Below are 18,321 nucleotides of genomic sequence, written 5' to 3'. Positions count from 1 at the left end.
CTTTTCAAATTAAATGGTGAGCCATCCGCGACTCGAACGCGGGACACCCAGCTTAAAAGGCTGGTGCTCTGCCTACTGAGCTAATGGCCCACACAAATTAAACACGGTTTAATATTATAAGACCATTCTTGCCTTTTGTAAATACCAAAAATATATTCGCAGCTTCTTTCTCTTTCCTTTTATCACCCTGCCTTTACAAATCTTATCTGGCTTGCACAAAGTTCATAATAGATGCCTTTTTTCCTAATTAAGCTCTCATGTGTACCCATTTCAGCAATTCTGCCTTTGTCCATTACAATTATGAGGTCTGCATCTTTTATGGTAGATAACCTGTGAGCAATCACAATTGAAGTACGGTCTTTCATTATTCTGTTCAAAGCGTTTTGCACCATAAGCTCGCTATGTGTATCCAAGGAAGCCGTTGCCTCATCCAAAATAAGAATCTGGGGGTTTTGAAGCAAAACCCTCGAAAGGCAAATTAGCTGTTTTTGCCCTGTTGAAAGCCTGTTTCCCCTTTCATTTACCTGGGTAAAGTAACCATCCTCAAACTGCGATATAAAATCATGCGCGCCTAAGAACTTGCAAACCTCTACAACCTCTTCAAACTTGGCATCTGGCTTTCCATACAGAATATTGTCAAGGATGCTGCCTGAGAACAAAAACGGTTCCTGCTGGACAATGCCTATAAGCTTTCTTAAACTTTTAAAGCTAATTTTCTTAATATCAATGCCATCGATGAGGATACTACCCTTTTGCGGGTCGTAAAACCTCGCAAGAAGATTTACAATTGTAGTCTTGCCAGAGCCTGTTGCACCCACAAGCGCAACCATCATGCCTTTTTTGATTTCAAATGACACATCCTTTAAAACATACTCTTCATCTTTGTACGCAAACCACACATTTTTAAATTCGATTGAATTTTTAAAAGTAGACATCTCAACAGGATTTTTATCCTCTTTTATTTCGGGCTCGATAGAAAGCACCTCAAATATCCTTTCTGACGATGCGCTTGCAACAAGAAGCTGATTGTAAAAGTTCGAAAGTGTAACAACCGGTCGCCAAAACCTGTCTAAATAGCTAACAAAAGCAATTAAAGTTCCAACTGTGACACCGTTTATTTTAAGAAGCTTTACACCGTAAAAGTAGATGATGAGCGTTCCTATCATTGAACATACCTCGACCGCAGGTGAGAATATGCCGTTTATCCTGACCGCCTTCATCCATGACAAAAACACATCGTCTATGACGTCTTTGAAAATAGCCCTGTTGACCTTTTGCCTGACATATGCCTGAATCACCCTGATACCACTTATGTTTTCGTGTATATATGCATTTAGGTTTGCAATCTTTCTTCGGACAGCTCTCCAGTTTCTTTTTATGGCGTTTCTGGTTGTAAAGAGGACTATCAAAAATATTGGGACAACTGCAAATGTCACCATTGCAAGTTTAGGGTTTATAGAAAACATTATTATTGCTGCCAAAACCAAGCTTGACATGTCTGTTATCACATTCACAATACCGTTTGTAAAGAGGTTGTTCAAGGTATTGACGTCATTGACAATCCTAACAATAATCCTTCCTGTTGAGTTTTTGTCAAAAAAGCTGAAAGAAAGGCTTTGAACGTGGTCAAAAAGAGCTTTTCTGATATCAAACAAAACCATCTGTCCTGTTCTGTTTGCAAGCCTTATCTTGTTTTTTGAGCACTCCTTGTTTATAAAAAGCATCAAAATGAGCAAAGCCCCAATTATCAAAATCCCCTTGAAATCTTTTTTAGGGATATAGTTGTCAACTGCCTGCTTTAGAAGGTAAGGAGAAACCAAATCGGCAACTGTTGCTGCAAACATGAAAACCAAAGTTAAAAACAGCCATTTTTTGTAAGGAAGAAGAAACTTAAAAAGCCTCTTTAAGTAGGGTATCTTTAACTCGTAATTGGTCTCTTCTTGGGAAAATATTAGCTTTTTGGCCGCAGGGTCTGCCATTTTGAAAAATTCCCCCTTTTACAAAACTTTTTTAAGCAGGAAGTGAGTTTGCGCGCTCAAGCAACTGTTTTTTAAATGTTGAGTAGTATCTACCTTTGAGTCTCATCAGGTCTTCATGCGTTCCCTGTTCAACAATTCTGCCATCTTGCATGTAATAAATTTTGTTTGCCTCAACAACAAGCTGGGAAATTCTGTGGGTTATGATGATTGTTGTCCTTCCTTTTATCACCTCTTTCAAAGTATTCTGAATCTCAGCCTCAGTTTCAAAATCAAGGCTTGATGTTGCATCGTCAAGCACCAAAATTTTGGGGTCATATATAAGTGCCCTGGCAATTGCAATTCTCTGTTTCTGACCGCCCGAAAGTCCAATCCCTCTCTCACCAACAACGGTAGAGTAGCCTTCTGGAAGCCTTTCAATGAACTCATCTGCCCGGGCAAGCTTTGCAGCCCATTTTATCTCTTCTTCTTTCGCATCTGGCTTTCCAAACGCTATGTTCGCAGCAATAGTATCAGAAAAAATAAATGTCTCCTGCATTATTATTCCAATGTTTCTTCTCAAAGAACAAAGCTTTACATTTTTCACATCAACATCATCAATGAGTACCCTGCCAGATGTCGGGTCGTAAAATCTGGCAAGAAGATTTATTAAAGATGACTTGCCAGAACCTGCCTGACCTAAAATGGCAACAACCTCACCAGGTTTAATATGAATGTTTATTCCCTTTAGAACAAACTTATCTTTGTACTTGAAATACACATTCTCAAACTTTATGTCTCCTCTGATGTTTTTAAGATGAATAGCATTTTTTGGGCTTTTGACTAAAACCTCACTGTCAAGCACTTCGAACACCTTTTCCAAGGATGCAAAGGCGTTTTGCCACTGGTTCACAAGGTTTTGAATGTTACCAATAGGCGCAGAGAACAAGTTCACATAGCTCACAAATGCAAAAAGCGTGCCAATAGACAGATTCCCTTTTATAGCCAAATACCCTCCAACAACAAGAATTATGACTGAGTTTAAGCCATTTAAGAAATTTGCAAGAGGATTGTGCACCGACCTTATATCAGCAGCCTGGATATTTTTGTCTGTAAATTCAAATGCAACCTTTTCAAAGCTTTTCTTTTCAAGTTCTTCATTCCCAAAGGCTTTGACAACTCTTATACCTGTGATATTCTCCTGCACCTTTGATGTGAGCTTTTCAAAGGATGTTCTTATCGCCCTGAAGGTTGGCTGAAGTTTTTTGGCAAGACTTTTGACGTTAAAGTATATAAGAGGTGTTGTTGCTAAGCTCAAAAATGAAAGCAAAAGGTTCATTGAAAGCATTATAGAAAGTGCCAATATTAAAGTAATGACTATGCTAATTACCTGAACAAAGCCCTGATTTAAAAAGTTTCGAATAGCCTCCAGGTCTCCCACCATTCTGTTCATGATAGCCCCTGTTGATGCTCTGTCAAAATACTCAAAAGACTGGTATTGAAGCTTTGTGTAGAGCTGTTCTCTGAGCTTATAGATGGCTTTTTGAGATGTGTATTCGAATATGTAGCTCTGAAAATAATTCAAAACTGCTTTTGAAAGCACAAGTCCTGCCAAAATTAGAGCAAAATAGCAAAGCTTTTCAAAGCGCCTTGCAACAAGAACATCGTCAATGATGTGCTTTGACACTTTTGGCACTGCCATGTTGCAAAATATCCCTGCCAGCGCCAAAATTAGGCCAACTGCTACCAATAGTTTACAGTCGTCCAAATACTTCATGAGTCTTTTAAGGTAGTCCAACTTTTCCCATCCTCTTTTCCTCAAAAATTTAATTTTATTATACACCCAATCTCAAAAAAAGTTAAGCTATTCCCACAAAAAAACACTTTTTCTGCTGCCAAAGTAACACAAAAAGCCACCCGAATCAACTAAATTTTCGGATGGCTTTTTATTGGCATTAAGCTTTAGTCTTTTATTATTATATCCTCTCTTGCAGGGCCTGTGCCAATGAGAAAAACCTTTGCACCTGTCTCTTTTTCTATAAATTCGATATATCTTTTTGCACTCCTTGGAAGCTGGTCATACTCTTTTGCAGCTTTTATCTCCTCTTCGCTCCAGCCTTCAAACTCCTCATACACAGGCTCACACTCCATTGCAACCCTCAAGGACGCAGGGAAAAGCTCTAAGATTTTCCCTTCATACTTATAGGCTCTGCAAACCTTTATTTTTGGAAGGCCGGATAGCGTATCAAGCTTTGTAAGGGCAATCTTGTCAATTCCATTTATTAAAACCGCATACCTTACAACAACAAGGTCAAGCCAGCCGCATCTTCTTGGTCTTCCGGTGGTTGTTCCGTATTCTCTTCCCTTTTCGCGTATGCTATCTCCTATTTCATCCAAAAGCTCTGTGGGAAATGGACCTTTCCCAACCCTTGTGGTGTATGCCTTAACAACACCTATTACCTCTTGAATGTACTTTGGTGCAATCCCTGCTCCAATGCAAAATCCACCAACTGTGGGGTGCGATGATGTAACATATGGGTATGTTCCGTAATCCAAATCAAGCATTGTTGCCTGTGCACCTTCTAAAAGCACCTTTTTTCCTGCCTTTATTGAATCATTCAAAAGTTTTATTGTGTCTGTGATATATGGCTTTAAAATCTCTCCATATTTCATGAACTGTTCCAAAAGCTCTCCGAACTTCATTGGTGTTTTGTGATAAACATGGGTAAGTATCTGGTTCTTTCTCTCATACACATTTCTGAGCTTTTGAATAAACTCTTCCTCGTCAAGCATGTCACAAACTCTGAGGTTTGTTCTTTCTGTCTTGTCAGCATACGCAGGACCTATTCCCCTTTTTGTTGTGCCAAGGCTCTCTTCGCCTCTCTGTCTTTCCTGCTCTTCATCTAATATCTTGTGGTATGGCATAACAAGATGTGCTCTGTCGCTAATTTTAAGATTTTTTGTCGAAATACCCTCTTTTTCTAAGTTTTCTATCTCCTGTATGAGAAATTCCGGATCAATCACAACACCGTTTCCTATGATGTTGAGTTTTTCTTCATAAAGAATTCCAGATGGTATAAGGTGAAGTTTAAAAACTTTACCATATGCTTCAACTGTGTGACCTGCGTTGTTGCCGCCCTGAGCCCGAACAACAACGTCAGCTTCCTTTGCCAAAAAGTCTACAATTTTGCCTTTTCCCTCGTCACCCCACTGGGTGCCAACTATCGCGCGGATTTGTTGCATTTCTGTTCATTCTCCTTCTTTTATATGCTAAGATATTTTACCTGAAATAAAATATTAAAAGTCCTTTAATATTATATCAGAATGAAGTGAGTTTTTTAAGTAATTTTAAAATCTTCTCAGTTTTCTAACATCCAAAGTATCATCGAATACTTGCTCTGCTTCCTTTGATTTTTTCGCATGAGTTCTCTTCTTTCTCAAAGAAGATACTTTATCCCACACCTTTTGAAGTGAATATGGCTTTGCAATCCTTTTAAAGCCTGAAGATATTGCCAAAAAGTACCTCTCTACCTGAGGATACAGACCAAATCTTCTAATGCTCACTTCTAAAAGAAATAAGACAATACAAAGAATTATTAATAAACTGCTAATATCTCTTTTCGACTCTATGCTCTTGAGCCTTCCAGCATACACCTCACTTGGATTTTTTATAACTTTTGCTCCTGATAAAGAGACAAACTGTTCAAACCTGCTGCTGTCTATATCCACTCTAAACTCATCAGAGTAGTTAGCTGAATAGAAAAAGGTTGATACCTTGGATTTGTCCTTGCTACTTAAGGTTACCACAAATACATAATTTCCCAGCATAAAATCAACTTTAGATTCAAACCTGTCAGGTGCAGTTCTTCTCATTGCAAATGTCTTTTCTTGGTCGTTTGGATATATGCATTTGAGAGTTGCAACGGTATCAGCATCGAACTTGCCTACCAAAGATACCACCAAATCTTTTTCTTTTCGAACATTAAAATCAAAGCTGCTGTCATCTGCTCCTTTTTCTAACCACTTGAAAAGCCTTGTCCAAAACTGTGAAAATCTATCCCACAAAACCCAATCGCGCGACCACTGCCCGCTCAAGTCCGAACACCATGCAGCAACCTTTCCAAGCCCGTACCTCCACACTGTCAAAATAGGCTCATCCTCGTCGCTTACCAAAAGGCTGGTTGCAAGGTCTTTTTTTGTTGTTGCGATGTAACCGTAAAGCGGTGGATAAGAGGAAAAACCCGAATTTATAGCATTTGTCTCAACCACTTTGGGGACAAACTTCTTTTCCTTTATGTACTTGCCTTTTATAATTTTTGTCTCTTTTAAAAACACATCAACAAGCTCAGAAGGATTTGAAACTAAATAGAACCTGCCCGAGGTATAAGCAGCTATCCAGCTCAAAACGGAGGCGTTTACAAACTTTCCGACACCAATTGTGGTGATTTTGATGTTATTTCTTTTTGCCTCATCGGCTGGAATTTCATAACCGCTTTGTTCACCCATGCCATCGGTCAGAAGCACAACCAACTTGTTTTTTGCCTTTGACTTTTTTAGAGTTTTAACTGCTTCATTCAGAGGTGGAATTATAGCCGTCCCACCACCTACTTCAATGCTTGAGATGCTTTCTATCACATCTTCTTTTCTGACAAGCTTGCCAAATTTGTATGCCCAATAGTAATTGTGGTCAAAAGCAATCACACCAACACCATCTGAACTTTCAAGGTGCTCAACCATCTTTGCAGAAGCGCTCTTGGCAATCTCTAATTTAGGAATACCTGCGTCTTCTGTATCCGCCATGCTGCCTGAATGGTCAAGAACAAGCACAACATCTATGTTCTTTTCCTTTTCTTTGTTTTTAAGTTCCATCTTGACAGGCAGCATCTTTTCTAAAACCGAATTAGAATAATTCCCAAGTGCATAAGAATTCACACCACCAATTACTATAAGCCCACCGCCTAAATCCTTCACATACTTCTCTACAGCGTTTAAAAAGTTGTCGCTAAAGTTTTCCCTTGATACATTGCACAAAATCACAAAAGAATATCCTAAGAGCTTATCAAGCCCAAAGTTTGCCTGGTCGCTCTTTACCACGTCATACTCGGCTGAATAAGAATCAAGAAGGTTTTTGACATTTTTTACATCATCGACATTCTCATAAACTACCAGAACCTTTTGAGGTTTTCTTACCTGGCACATAGCATACGCAACATTGTTTGACTCTTCTTCATCATCCAGCACCTCAACCGCTCCTTGATAGCTAAAAACCCCTTCCCTGTCCAGCTTATCCTTTATAACAAACCTGTTTTCACCTTTTTCAAGCGTTACATTTTGGCTGAAAATTAAATCATTGTCTCTGAAAATCTTGAGCAGAGCTTTTGTCGAAAAAGTGCTGTTTATATTGGCAAATATCGAAAACGCCTGATTTTTAAATACCTTCTGTGGAATCTTCAAACTTGAAAACTGAACATCTTTTTCTTTCTCACTTTTAAACAGCACTACTTTTACATCTATCCCATTATTTTTGAGAAGTTCTACTTCATTTTTTGCCTCACCTATTGTCTCTTTCCCATCTGTCAAGATGACAAGTCTTTTTTGTGAATCCCTATCAAACAGATTTACTGCATACTTTATTGCATTTTCAATATTGGTTTGAGTGCTATCTACAGCCGTTCCAAATTCAGAAAAGTTGGGATACTTGGTCGGCAGAAACTCAATGTTTGCATCCTGTCCGAACACAACAACTGATTGCAACTCATTTGATTTTTTGAGCTTTATCGACTTTTGAATGAAGTCTTTCATCTTTTCTGCGTTTTTTCTATTGCTCTCTGATAAGTCGGCAAGATAAATTGTTGTTATCTTGTCGGTTGAAATTGCCAAGCTTGGCACGCTCAGAGCCAAAACTATTAAGACTATTAAAACAATCCTCATCCACACAACAAACCTTTTGCCCAAACTTTCTTTTGAAAATCTTCTTGAAACAAGCCAAATAAATACTCCAAGCACAACTGCAGCAAGCAAAACAAAAGGTCTTTCAAACTCTATTCTCATTTAAAAACACCATCCACTCCAAAGTCAAAAAAATGAGCGCAAGTATCAAAAATATATCCTTCAAAGAATATGGCATTTTCACGCTATTGATTTTGCCTGCATCTGAAAAATCGATGTTATTCCCTGCCAAACTATCACCTGAATCATCCAGAGCGTATGTTGGAAAATTTATTGCAAATTTGTAGCTCTCTTTTGACTTTTCATTTAGAACCAAAGAATAAATTCCCAAAGCATCTTTTTTAGGAAGAATTGAAGGATAACCTGACAAATCAACAATTTCTCTTTTCCCATCGGGCAATATCAAATCTGCTTTTTTATCTGAATATGAAAAAACTCTTATCTCTTCACCCGGATAAAAAGCTGTCTTTTCAAATAACTGATTTTTCTTGACAAAAGCGCTTTTGATGTTTGCCATCAAAATTGGGAAAGATACCTTCAAAGGCAGGTCACTGTTATCTATCGCAAAACCGAATAGGATTGACGGATGATTTTGGATATTGCCAAAAGAGATTATTGGCTTGCCACCTATCTTTGCAACTGGTTCAAAAGCTCTATCAATAATATACACAGCCTTTTGTACAGCAAAATCCATACCAATAATGTTTTGTGTAACGCTCGACTTTACAAACCTTGCATATCCTTCATTGCTATCATTTTTCCCTATCTTTATCCCCAAAAGTTTTAAAGCATTGCCGTCATTTGGCAATACAAATATGAAAGCTCCTTTTTGAGGAAACTTTTGTGGTATGCACTGGTCGAATATGTATATATCAAAATCACCAGCAATGTTTTTGCCATCCTGAGTTTTATAAAGTTCCACATCATCAAAAGATAGCCACACTTTTTCAAAAAAGAAATTTCCTTTTCCTACATACAAAACTTTTTGCTTTGCCCTGACAGGTTCTAAAACTGTCCAAAAGAGGTTGTCTTTTTCTAATGCGTCATGATAATTTATTCTTCCCCACACAACCTTGTAATTTCCTTTGATATTTTCAAACAAAAAGCTCTCTGCTTTCCCCGGCAAAAGGGAAATGTTTTTTAATCCTACCAGTTTGCCGTCTGCAAAAAGTTCAAGTTCAAAACTTGCTTTTTCAATTCCTCTGTTTTTAATCTCTACCAGAGCATCAAAACCATCTTTGCTGCTGACACAGGATATATTTTCAATGCTCACATTATCTTTTGGTTTTGGAAACTTGTAAAGCTTTGCATTTTCTAAGTAAGGCACGTTCTTGTCGGTAAATATAAACAAAGTTGTATCTGAAGGTTTGAAAAGCTTTGAAATAATATTCAAGCCGTTTTTCACATCTGTTGCATAGTATGTTTGAGCTACCCTGTCAATTGCATCCTTGGCAAAGCTGCGCGTGCCTTCTTTTTGCAAAACCTCGACTGTATCTGAAAAAGTCACAACGCTTACCTTTGTTGTGCCCGGCAATCTATCTATTATATCCTTTGCTATCTCTTTTGACTTTTGAAGATATGACTTAGAATCATCTTCTCTGCAGCTCATAGAAGCACCATTATCAAAGGCAAAAACTACATTCTTGCGTGCATTTTTTATAAATATATTGGGAGCTGCAAGATACATTGAAAAACTGAAAAGTGTAAAAATTCCCAAAAGCAATAGCAAAGAAAATCTTAACTTTTGCGCCGGTTTTGCAATTCTTTTTTGTTTTTTCAATCGCTCCCACAAAAACGTGCTTGGAATGGTTACTTTCTTGTGCCTTGGTTTTATCATATACAAAAAAATTAATACCGGGATTGTCAAAAGAAACATGAGAAAAAGCGGCTGTGAAAAGGTCATCTTCCCACTCCAATCAGGTTCATCACAGTTTTTTCAAGTGCACTTGAGCTCAAGACCTCAAAAAATAAGCCATTTGCCTTTTTTAAAATTTCTTTGAGAGCATTTTGATACCTTCTCAGCTCTTCAACATATTCTTTAATTAAACTATTTGATAGCTCCACATCAATGGCTTTTGCACTTTCACTGTCAATCAGCTGACAAAATGTATGTTCAAATGAAGGATACGCTTCAATTTCATCTAATATCTGACAGCAGCATACAAAAGAGCACCTTGCAGAAAGCACTTTCAAAACTTCAGCTGCTCCTTCGAACAAAAAATCAGAAAAAATAAATGAGATGCTCTTTCTGGGAATATAAACATTTTTAATATTCTCAAAATCTGCTTCTCCTTCGAAATGAGCATCCTCTAAAAACCTCACAATCTTTGTAAGGCTTTGCTTGCCTTTAAGATACCCTGACGATAAAATGCCATTTTCCTGAACCAAAAATATGCCACAAGTGTCAAGCTGCGAAAGAGCAATGTATGAGAGGCAAAAAGCTAACGCTTTTGCCATATCACCTTTTTTGACTTTGCTGCCGAAATCCATCGATTTTGACATATCAATGAAAAAATTATAAGTTGTCTGTCTTTCCTGTTCAAAAAGCTTTACATAAAGCCTCTGGGTTGCTGCAAAAATTCTAAAATTTACCTTTCTAAAATCATCGCCTGGCATGTACTCCCTGTGGTCGCTGAACTCAAGCGAATTCCCCCGCCCTTTTGATTTCTGCTGCCCTTCAAACTGCGAAGTTATCTCAATTCCAAACTTGAATTTTAGGCTGCTAAGTTTTTTTAGCGTTTTGTCATCAACAAGCCCGCCAAACATAAAAATTCTCACCACTTTTTTAAATTTTTCTACCACTCTTTTTGTCTTTGCAAAATCATATCCACAACCTCACTTTGAGTAAGACCCTCAGATATTGCTTCAAAGTTCAAGCCAATCCTGTGACATAGAACGCTTTTTGCAAGGCTTTTTATATCATCAAACGCAACGTTTGGTCTTCCTTCAAAGAGTGCATTTGCTTTTGCACCTAAAACAAGGTGCTGAAGAGCCCTCGGTCCTGCACCAAACTTGAGATACTTTCTTGCAATTTCATTTTCTTCAATGTGCGGCTGTGTGCTCAAAACAAGCCTTGTTGCATATTCCAAAACAGGCTTTGCAATGGGTACTTGCCGAACAATTCTGCCTATGTTCAATATCTCTTTTCCTTCAATGACCTTTTGAGGCTCGGGCATTTGACTTTCCACTGTCAGGTTTACAATTCTTATCATCTCATCAAAACCCGGAAGTGGAACATCAATTTTAAACAAGAATCTGTCCTGCTGCGCCTCTGGAAGTGGATATGTCCCTTCCTGCTCAAGAGGATTTTGTGTTGCAAGAACAAAAAACGGCTCATCAAGCTTGTAGGTCTGCCCCATCACAGTAACCGTCTTCTCCTGCATTGCCTCAAGAAGTGCTGACTGTGTTTTCGGTGTTGCTCTGTTTATCTCATCTGCCAATACGATGTTAGCAAATATAGGACCTTTTTGGAATGTAAAATTCAAACTTCCATCCTTGTCTTTTGAAATTATATTTGTTCCCACAATGTCTGATGGCATAAGGTCAGGTGTAAACTGAATTCTTGAAAATTTCAAATCCAGCACCTTTGCAATTGACTTTACAAGATGAGTCTTGCCAACGCCCGGCAACCCTTCAAGAAGGACATTCCCGCCGCAGAATATGGCAATCAAAACCTTTCTGATAACATCCTTCTGGCCAATTATAACCTTAGAAATTTCACTTTCTACTTTGCTTAAAACCTGCATTGTATATTCAATATCCTGCAAAACCAAATTGTGTTCACCTCGTGTTCTCTAAATTTTCAAAATAACGTTTGGTTATTTCCTTTGCCCAGGAAGGAACTTCATCTGCCTCGATATACTCGTTTGCCTCCTGTTTGTATTGCGAAAAAACCTTGTCAAAACTCAGCTTTTGCCCTCTTTCTCCGATGCCCTGTTTTTGGGATACTCTGCCACTTTCCTGCCCTGTGTCCGCCAAAACCTTTTTAGATGCATCAAGGCACAGAAGATTTTTTGTATAAACGGACGGCACCTCTACTTTATTTGAAGTTCTGGGAATGGCTGCTCCAAGCCCACTACCTTGGCTGTTTAAGTTATCAACCTGACTTATAGCCCCATCTCCTCCCTGCATACCACCGTCTGCACCTTGGCCAGATGCATTTTGCACGCTATTTGCACTTGCATCTGAGCCTGAAGCGTTTGAAGTTTCATTTTCTGAGCCAGCTTTTAAATTTCTATTTGCTGCTTCTGAGCCTTCTTTTTCGGAAAAAGAAGCGTTCGATCTTTCGTCTTGACTTTTCTGTTCACTGCCTTGTCCGCCTGCTGAACCAGATGCCACTTCACTTTTGCTGTTTGTATTTGCGCTTGCAAGAGAATCTTTGCTGCCTCTTTGATTTGAATTGTTATCATGTGCAACAAGATTTTTGAGTTTTTCAACTGCTGAATAAAACTGGGAATTTTTAGAGCCACTTTTCAAATCATTGAGCAAAAACCATGTCTTTTGCCTTGCAAGTTCTATTTCGCTTCTGGTTTTGGCAAGCTTTATTTCCTTTTTAAGTTTTAATAATACTTCATCAATCTTTCTCTTTTCAGCCTCATTAAGTTTGTAACTTTTTAGCACCTCTTTTTTCTGCTTTTCTATCCTTGTTATTTCCTCTTTCTTAAGTTCATTGAAAGCATGTATTCTCTTTGCCTCATCCATTTTGGGGCTGTGAACATTTGTTATAATGAAAAATACAATGAAAAGTGATGCTACAAACATCCACTTATCTTTTTCAAACCTGGGTTTTATTAGTCTTTTTATGTTTAGATTTTTTATAATCTGTGCTGTTGTTTGCTTTATATATCTTGAGATTTCGGTATCAACTCCAATTAGCTCTAATGCTGTTGTCAGCCTTTCTTTCAAGCCAAAACTGTCAATTAGAAGCGCTGAGTGCTCAAGAGTTGGCTTTCTTAAGATAATAAATATTGCATAGATAACCAAAGACAGCAGGAAAATAAATATCTGGTAGAAAGATTTGTAGTACATCGGGACAATCTTTGATAAAGCTTCTATTAAAATAACAAAAGACAAAGAAGCAGATACACACTGCCACAGACGTGTCAAGAGACTGCAAAGCATCTGTCTTCTTTGTACCTTTTTCAAAAAACTCAAAATCTGCATTTCACTTTCGTGCATAAATTACCATCTCCATCTAATCGGGCTTTCTTCTAAAAATTCTTATTCTTCTCAGAGGACTTAAAAATATCGCGCTCAAAAAGATGTTTAGAATTGTTCCGACTATGCAAATGAGAAGGTGAATCTGATACCCTTTAATCTTATATGAGTATTGCAAAAAAGCATTAAGGCCTGAATTCAGACGAATATTTATAAATTCTATTAATGCGAAAGCAGAGCTTATAGAAATTGAGATTAAGTTCCAAAAACTTTGAGCTTGTAAAGGCTGGCCAGCACTATTTACAAACTTCTGTGCGCTTATCGTAACAATTAAGTAACTGAGAATGGTTGACGCAAGGACAATGGAAATCACAATCACAGTTGCCGCTATGCCTTTTTTGATAAGTGTTGATAGCAGAAGACTCAGCGAACCATAAAAGAGGATGAGCGCAAAAACATAGAGCATAATAAGCAAAATATCCCCCATAGATGTTATACCATAAAAATATAGAAGTACCAATATCGGAATTGCAGAAAAGAAAAGTATTACCGCTTCACCGGCTGCTGCTATCATCTTCCCAACAACAATTTCAAAATTGGTCAAAGGTGTTGAAAGAAGTATGTCAAGTGTTTGATTTTCTTTTTCTTTTGCTATTGCCTGGGAACATAAAATGGTAATTAGAAGCCCGAAAAAACCAGCAAACAAAAATATTAGAAAAAAACAAAAGTTTTGAATAGAATTTTTGTAACGGGTTATCTCAACAACTGAATTTGTAATTGATGTTAAAAACATTATTGTAAAGAGAGTCATAAGAAGCAGCCATCCAGCAATGGTAAACGAAAACTTGAGTCCTCTTGTCCTCTGTTTTATCTCTTTTGTGACAATAGGGTTTGAGAAAATGGCCATCACAAATCTTTTTATACTCTTCAAAACTTCTTCACTCCCCTGTTTTTGAGAATAATCTTTCTAATTTTCAATACCCTGAACTACCTTCATAAACGCTTCTTCAAGGCTGCCCTCGACCATACTCACTTCACAAACCTTTGCGCCTTTGTCAATCAAGCTCTTTATTAATAAAAACAAATCATTGTCATCACCATCAAAACCCAAAATGTATCCACCTTCAATGACCTGAATATCACAAACAGCTGGAAACTCTTTAAACACCATATAAGCCTCATCAAAGCCATCAACAAACCTTATCTTAATCCTCTTTGTGCCGTGCGCAAGCATGGTAATCTGGTTAATATCGCCCTGTGCAACCATCCTGCCGCTGTTTATTATCCCGACATGTGTGCAAAGCTCTGATAGCTCAGGAAGAATGTGTGAGCTTATTATTATTGTCTTTCCCATATCTTTTAAATTTTTTAATATCTCCTTCATCTCAATTCGGGACTGCGGGTCCATGCCAGAAGCTGGTTCATCCAAAATAAGAAGAAGCGGATTGTGAATTAGACACCTTGCTAAACATAGCCTCTGTTTCATACCCCGTGAAAGAGAATCAACAAAATCATACTTTTTATCTGTCAGCCTTACAAGCTCTAAAAGGTCATCTATAAGTTTTTGCGCTTTTGTCCCGCGTATACCATATGCCAAAGCAAAGAATTCCAAATATTCGTTCACCTTGAGATTGTCATACACTCCAAAAAAGTCAGGCATGTAACCAATGAGAAATTTAATTTTGTTAATCTTTTTTGCAACATCTATCCCATCAATTTTCACAGTTCCACCGTCAGCTTTCAAAAGCCCGCACATGATTTTCATTGTGGTTGTTTTACCAGCACCGTTTGGCCCAACAAAACCAAATATCTGCCTGCTGTCAACCGCAAATGAGAGGTTATCTAACGCCTTCTTTTTACCATAAAACTTTACAAGCCCCTCCACCTCAACAAGAGCCATTTATTTTTCACCACCTTCTGCAGAAATAAGAGGAATGGCTGTCACAGACTTTTCATCTTTCCCTACAATTCTAACCCTTATTTTATTGTTTTGGAAATATTTTTCTATTTCATGGCTTCCCATCGCAAGTGGTTTGTCAAAAGTTATCTTATCCCATTTTTGTGTTTTAACATTGAAGATAAATTCATCAACGTTATATCTTCCATACTGTTTTGGCATTTGTATCAAGACCTTTTCTATCCTGTCCAGATACCCCGAAAGGTCATATTCAAGCTCCAGCTCACCCTTGCCATAATATGAAATTGCTTTGTTTGGTGTAATGTAATTTACATTTGGGAATGTGTTTTTTATCAAATTGGGAGTAACAGAACCTGGAAGAATAATTCTTTTGCCTTTAACAATAGCTACCCTGCTGAGGTCTTTTCTGAACACAGCTTCGCTGCGGACTTTTAAAACCTCTGAATTTATGTTAAGCTTATCATCCTTGTAATTTTCTATATGCCCTATCAAAAACGGGTTTGACAAGTCGTTTGGAATAAGGCTGCTCAAAAGTTCTGTTTCTCTGTCAATAAGTCGAAAATCTCTAATTATGCCTCTCTGATTGTTATAAAATCTGTTTCTTATTTCGTCTACCAACATACCGTAAATATTAGAGATTGTTTTTGTGGCCTTGCTGTGCGGTTTTAGTTCTTCTATGTAAACATAGTTATTATACAGAACAACAAATATATTTTTTATTTTATAGTCAGACCTATTGTTTACCTCCACAGTTATCTTTGAGATATCCTTCACGTTAAAATTCACATCAAGAGGAATATCATCCACTTCGTAAACCATCTGGTCTTTTATATTTTTAATAAATGGTCCTGTCAAACCTCTGAAAGCTATTTTATTCCATGGAGTGTAATCAAAATCGTTAGTTGGATTATCTCTATATGTCCAAAAATCATAATTTAAAAAAATTGGTTCTAACTTTTGATTTTCTATGCTCTTAATTTCCACATCAGTTCCAAAAGGAGAAAATATTTGATAATACTTGTCTACCACATACCCTTTCCCATCTGAGTTATACACAATAAAATTTACAGCATTCACATTGGGCTGATTTATCCTGTATAAACTTGCAACTCCAAATATGATTACTGTCCAAACAATACTTTCAAGCAAAATCAGCTGCCATGTCAAATGACGCTTGTTGAGTCTTCTCAAAATAAAGTAATTGCCAAAACTTACAAAAACGATGTATAAAGCAATCAATATCAATATTATGGTGCTATTTGGCCATTTCACATTCACCGCAGTGTAAAAAATGCTGTTGGCTGGATATACTGTGTAAAAATTCTGAGGATTGTAAAATGAGGTGTTCATGTTTTCAATTATTATCTCAAAAATCTTCTTCTTTTCTTCACCTGTGAACTGATTATCAAAAGGGTCAAAAGATGTTACCAAAACTATCCCTTTTCCGTACTTTATTCTCTGTATGTGTTTTTGGTTTATTAATTCAGCATTTTTAAGGTCAAACTCCACATATTTAATCTTCTTAAGTACTGTATCCTCCTGATTGCTTGAAGCAGCCACATTTTGGGTATAATCCTTTTGGCTTACCCTCTTTAGTACTATATCTCCAGTTTTTACCTTGCCAATACTCCCTACAAGAAAATCATCTGTAAAAACAGAAAGATTTTTTTGATAATTTTCGCCCAAGGTTATTAAAAGGTTTCCACCTTTTGCTACATAGTCTTTTAAAGCCTGATACTGCTCAACTGCCAAATTTGAAGTTTTGTAGTTGTGAATGATAATAAATTCAAACATTTCCAGCAGCGACTCTCTTGTTGGAAAATTCTTGCTGCGAAGGACAACAACATTTGCAGCTTTTCCACTATTTTTTAATACATACGAAAGGTCACTTGCTGCAGCCATGTGAGAAAAAATTCCTACACAATCTTTTAAATAGTATGCTTTAGGCTTTATTTTAACCGATGAAATTAATCTGCCATCAGAAGTGTAAACTCTTAAATATTGTTCACTATCATCAACGCCAAGGTACACAGGAAGAATAATTACTTTTTTTGAATTGCCTGCTATCTCAAATTCTTTAGAAAAAGAAAAAACTTTTACTTTTCTTTTTTCAGGTCTGCCGCCCAAACCAGATAGATTTTTATAAATATTCCATCTTTCAAAAGAAAGCTTGCCTTTGAAATTGTTCGGGCTTGAATTTGTCAAAGTAATTTTTGCTTCGACCAATTCATTCACTTTGAATGTATTATCAATCCCATATTCAATATTTTCAATATTTATAAAGCTACCTGCTGGAGTAATTTGAACATACCACAAAAAGATAAAAATAATAACAATAAAAGCTGCACAAAGTCTTTTCTTCATTGGTTTTACTCCCTTCACTTGAAATTGTTATTAAGAAATTATTTATCAATTTTTACCCTCTATCATTTTATCAAATTTTATTTTTTTGTCAATGATAGAAATAATTATGTTGAATTTCTCTCGAATCATTTTTATATTATCCTTTCATATGATATTTAACGATTTATCATTCATTCGTGTTATTACCCTAAACATTATTTTCTACATCTCAAATTAGCTTTTTCTTATGTTATAATTATTTTATTAAAGCCGCAAATTTTTGCAAACTTTAAAAAAGGAGATGAAAGCTGATGAGTTATATTGAAAGCATATTCAAAGACTTTGGTAAACTCAAATGGTATTCTCTTGCGATAGTTGCTGTTTTGATATTTATTAGCATTTTTCTGTACCTTGCACAAAAGCGTCAAAAGTTCACAACAAAAGCTCTTGTATACGGTGGTGTGGCTATCTCACTTTCGTTTATCCTTTCTTTTATAAAGCTTTACAGAATGCCACAGGGCGGTTCAATCACACCTGCAAGCATGCTGCCTTTATTTGCATATGCTTATATGTTTGGTCCATTTGCAGGAATTGTTGCAGGGATGGCTTATGGAATTCTGCAGCTAATACAAGACCCATATGTTGTCCACTGGGCACAGCTGCTTTTGGACTACCCATTGGCATTCGGTGCGCTTGGGCTTTCTGGGTTTTTCAAAAAGAATTTGCCACTTGGAATTTTAGCAGGTGGCTTTGGAAGGTTTGTATTTCATTTTATATCTGGAGTAGTATTCTTTGCATCATACGCACCAAAAGGCACAAGCCCGCTTGTGTACTCTGCCATCTATAATGCAACATACTTGGGTCCTGACCTTGCTGTGTGTTTTGCGTTAGCTTTTATCCCGGGTTTGAGAAGTGCTATTGAGAGGTTAAAGTCCCAGGCTTAGAAATAAAATAAACTTTTTAAAATAAAATTTTGGGCAGGAAGACAAAAGAATTCCT

At 37.1% G+C, this 18,321-nt stretch carries 12 protein-coding genes and 1 tRNA gene; 1 reads left to right on the top strand and 12 read right to left on the bottom strand.

What is annotated here, in order from left to right:
- Positions 1-14: 14 nt before the first annotated feature.
- From OTK01_RS00215 to OTK01_RS00160, 12 genes are all read right to left on the bottom strand, one after another.
- Positions 15-90: transfer RNA gene (locus OTK01_RS00215), tRNA-Lys, on the bottom strand.
- Positions 91-182: 92 nt separating this feature from the next.
- A complete protein-coding gene (locus OTK01_RS00210; protein ID WP_029229047.1) occupies positions 183-1,979 on the bottom strand; it encodes an ABC transporter ATP-binding protein in 1,797 nt (598 codons plus the stop codon).
- A 31-nt stretch (positions 1,980-2,010) separates the two neighbouring features.
- Positions 2,011-3,753 carry an ABC transporter ATP-binding protein gene (locus OTK01_RS00205; protein WP_029229048.1) on the bottom strand — a complete coding sequence of 581 codons (1,743 nt, stop codon included), beginning with the start codon at positions 3,751-3,753 and terminating at the stop codon, positions 2,011-2,013.
- A gap of 164 nt (positions 3,754-3,917) precedes the next feature.
- Positions 3,918-5,198: an adenylosuccinate synthase gene (locus tag OTK01_RS00200; RefSeq protein ID WP_029229049.1), complete on the bottom strand. Its 1,281-nt coding sequence runs from the start codon at positions 5,196-5,198 to the stop codon at positions 3,918-3,920.
- 105 nt (positions 5,199-5,303) lie between these two features.
- The gene (locus OTK01_RS00195) at positions 5,304-8,006 is read right to left on the bottom strand and encodes a vWA domain-containing protein (protein ID WP_029229050.1); all 2,703 of its coding nucleotides are present in this window, start codon (positions 8,004-8,006) and stop codon (positions 5,304-5,306) included.
- A complete protein-coding gene (locus OTK01_RS00190; protein ID WP_269011809.1) occupies positions 7,990-9,780 on the bottom strand; it encodes a vWA domain-containing protein in 1,791 nt (596 codons plus the stop codon). Before OTK01_RS00190 ends, OTK01_RS00195 begins: the two co-directional genes overlap by 17 nt.
- Positions 9,781-9,803: 23 nt before the next feature.
- Complete coding sequence (locus OTK01_RS00185; RefSeq protein ID WP_269011624.1) at positions 9,804-10,682, bottom strand: DUF58 domain-containing protein; 879 nt, start codon at positions 10,680-10,682, stop codon at positions 9,804-9,806.
- A gap of 17 nt (positions 10,683-10,699) precedes the next feature.
- On the bottom strand, positions 10,700-11,677 hold the full coding sequence (locus tag OTK01_RS00180) for an AAA family ATPase (protein ID WP_029229053.1): 978 nt from the start codon (positions 11,675-11,677) through the stop codon (positions 10,700-10,702).
- 7 nt (positions 11,678-11,684) lie between these two features.
- Entirely contained in the window at positions 11,685-13,082 is a 1,398-nt protein-coding gene (locus OTK01_RS00175; protein ID WP_029229054.1) for a hypothetical protein, read from the bottom strand.
- A gap of 16 nt (positions 13,083-13,098) precedes the next feature.
- Complete coding sequence (locus tag OTK01_RS00170) at positions 13,099-13,992, bottom strand: ABC transporter permease (RefSeq protein WP_029229055.1); 894 nt, start codon at positions 13,990-13,992, stop codon at positions 13,099-13,101.
- 36 nt (positions 13,993-14,028) lie between these two features.
- Entirely contained in the window at positions 14,029-14,961 is a 933-nt protein-coding gene (locus OTK01_RS00165) for an ABC transporter ATP-binding protein (RefSeq protein ID WP_029229056.1), read from the bottom strand.
- Entirely contained in the window at positions 14,962-17,343 is a 2,382-nt protein-coding gene (locus tag OTK01_RS00160) for a hypothetical protein (protein WP_029229057.1), read from the bottom strand.
- Positions 17,344-17,633: 290 nt separating this feature from the next.
- Between OTK01_RS00160 and thiT the strand changes: the two genes are divergently transcribed.
- On the top strand, positions 17,634-18,266 hold the full coding sequence (gene thiT, locus OTK01_RS00155; protein ID WP_029229058.1) for an energy-coupled thiamine transporter ThiT: 633 nt from the start codon (positions 17,634-17,636) through the stop codon (positions 18,264-18,266).
- Positions 18,267-18,321: the final 55 nt, after the last annotated feature.

The sequence above is a fragment of the Caldicellulosiruptor acetigenus genome, from assembly GCF_026914305.1.
Taxonomy (GTDB): Bacteria; Bacillota; Thermoanaerobacteria; order Caldicellulosiruptorales; family Caldicellulosiruptoraceae; genus Caldicellulosiruptor; species Caldicellulosiruptor acetigenus.
This window is presented reverse-complemented; position numbering and strand designations above follow the sequence as displayed.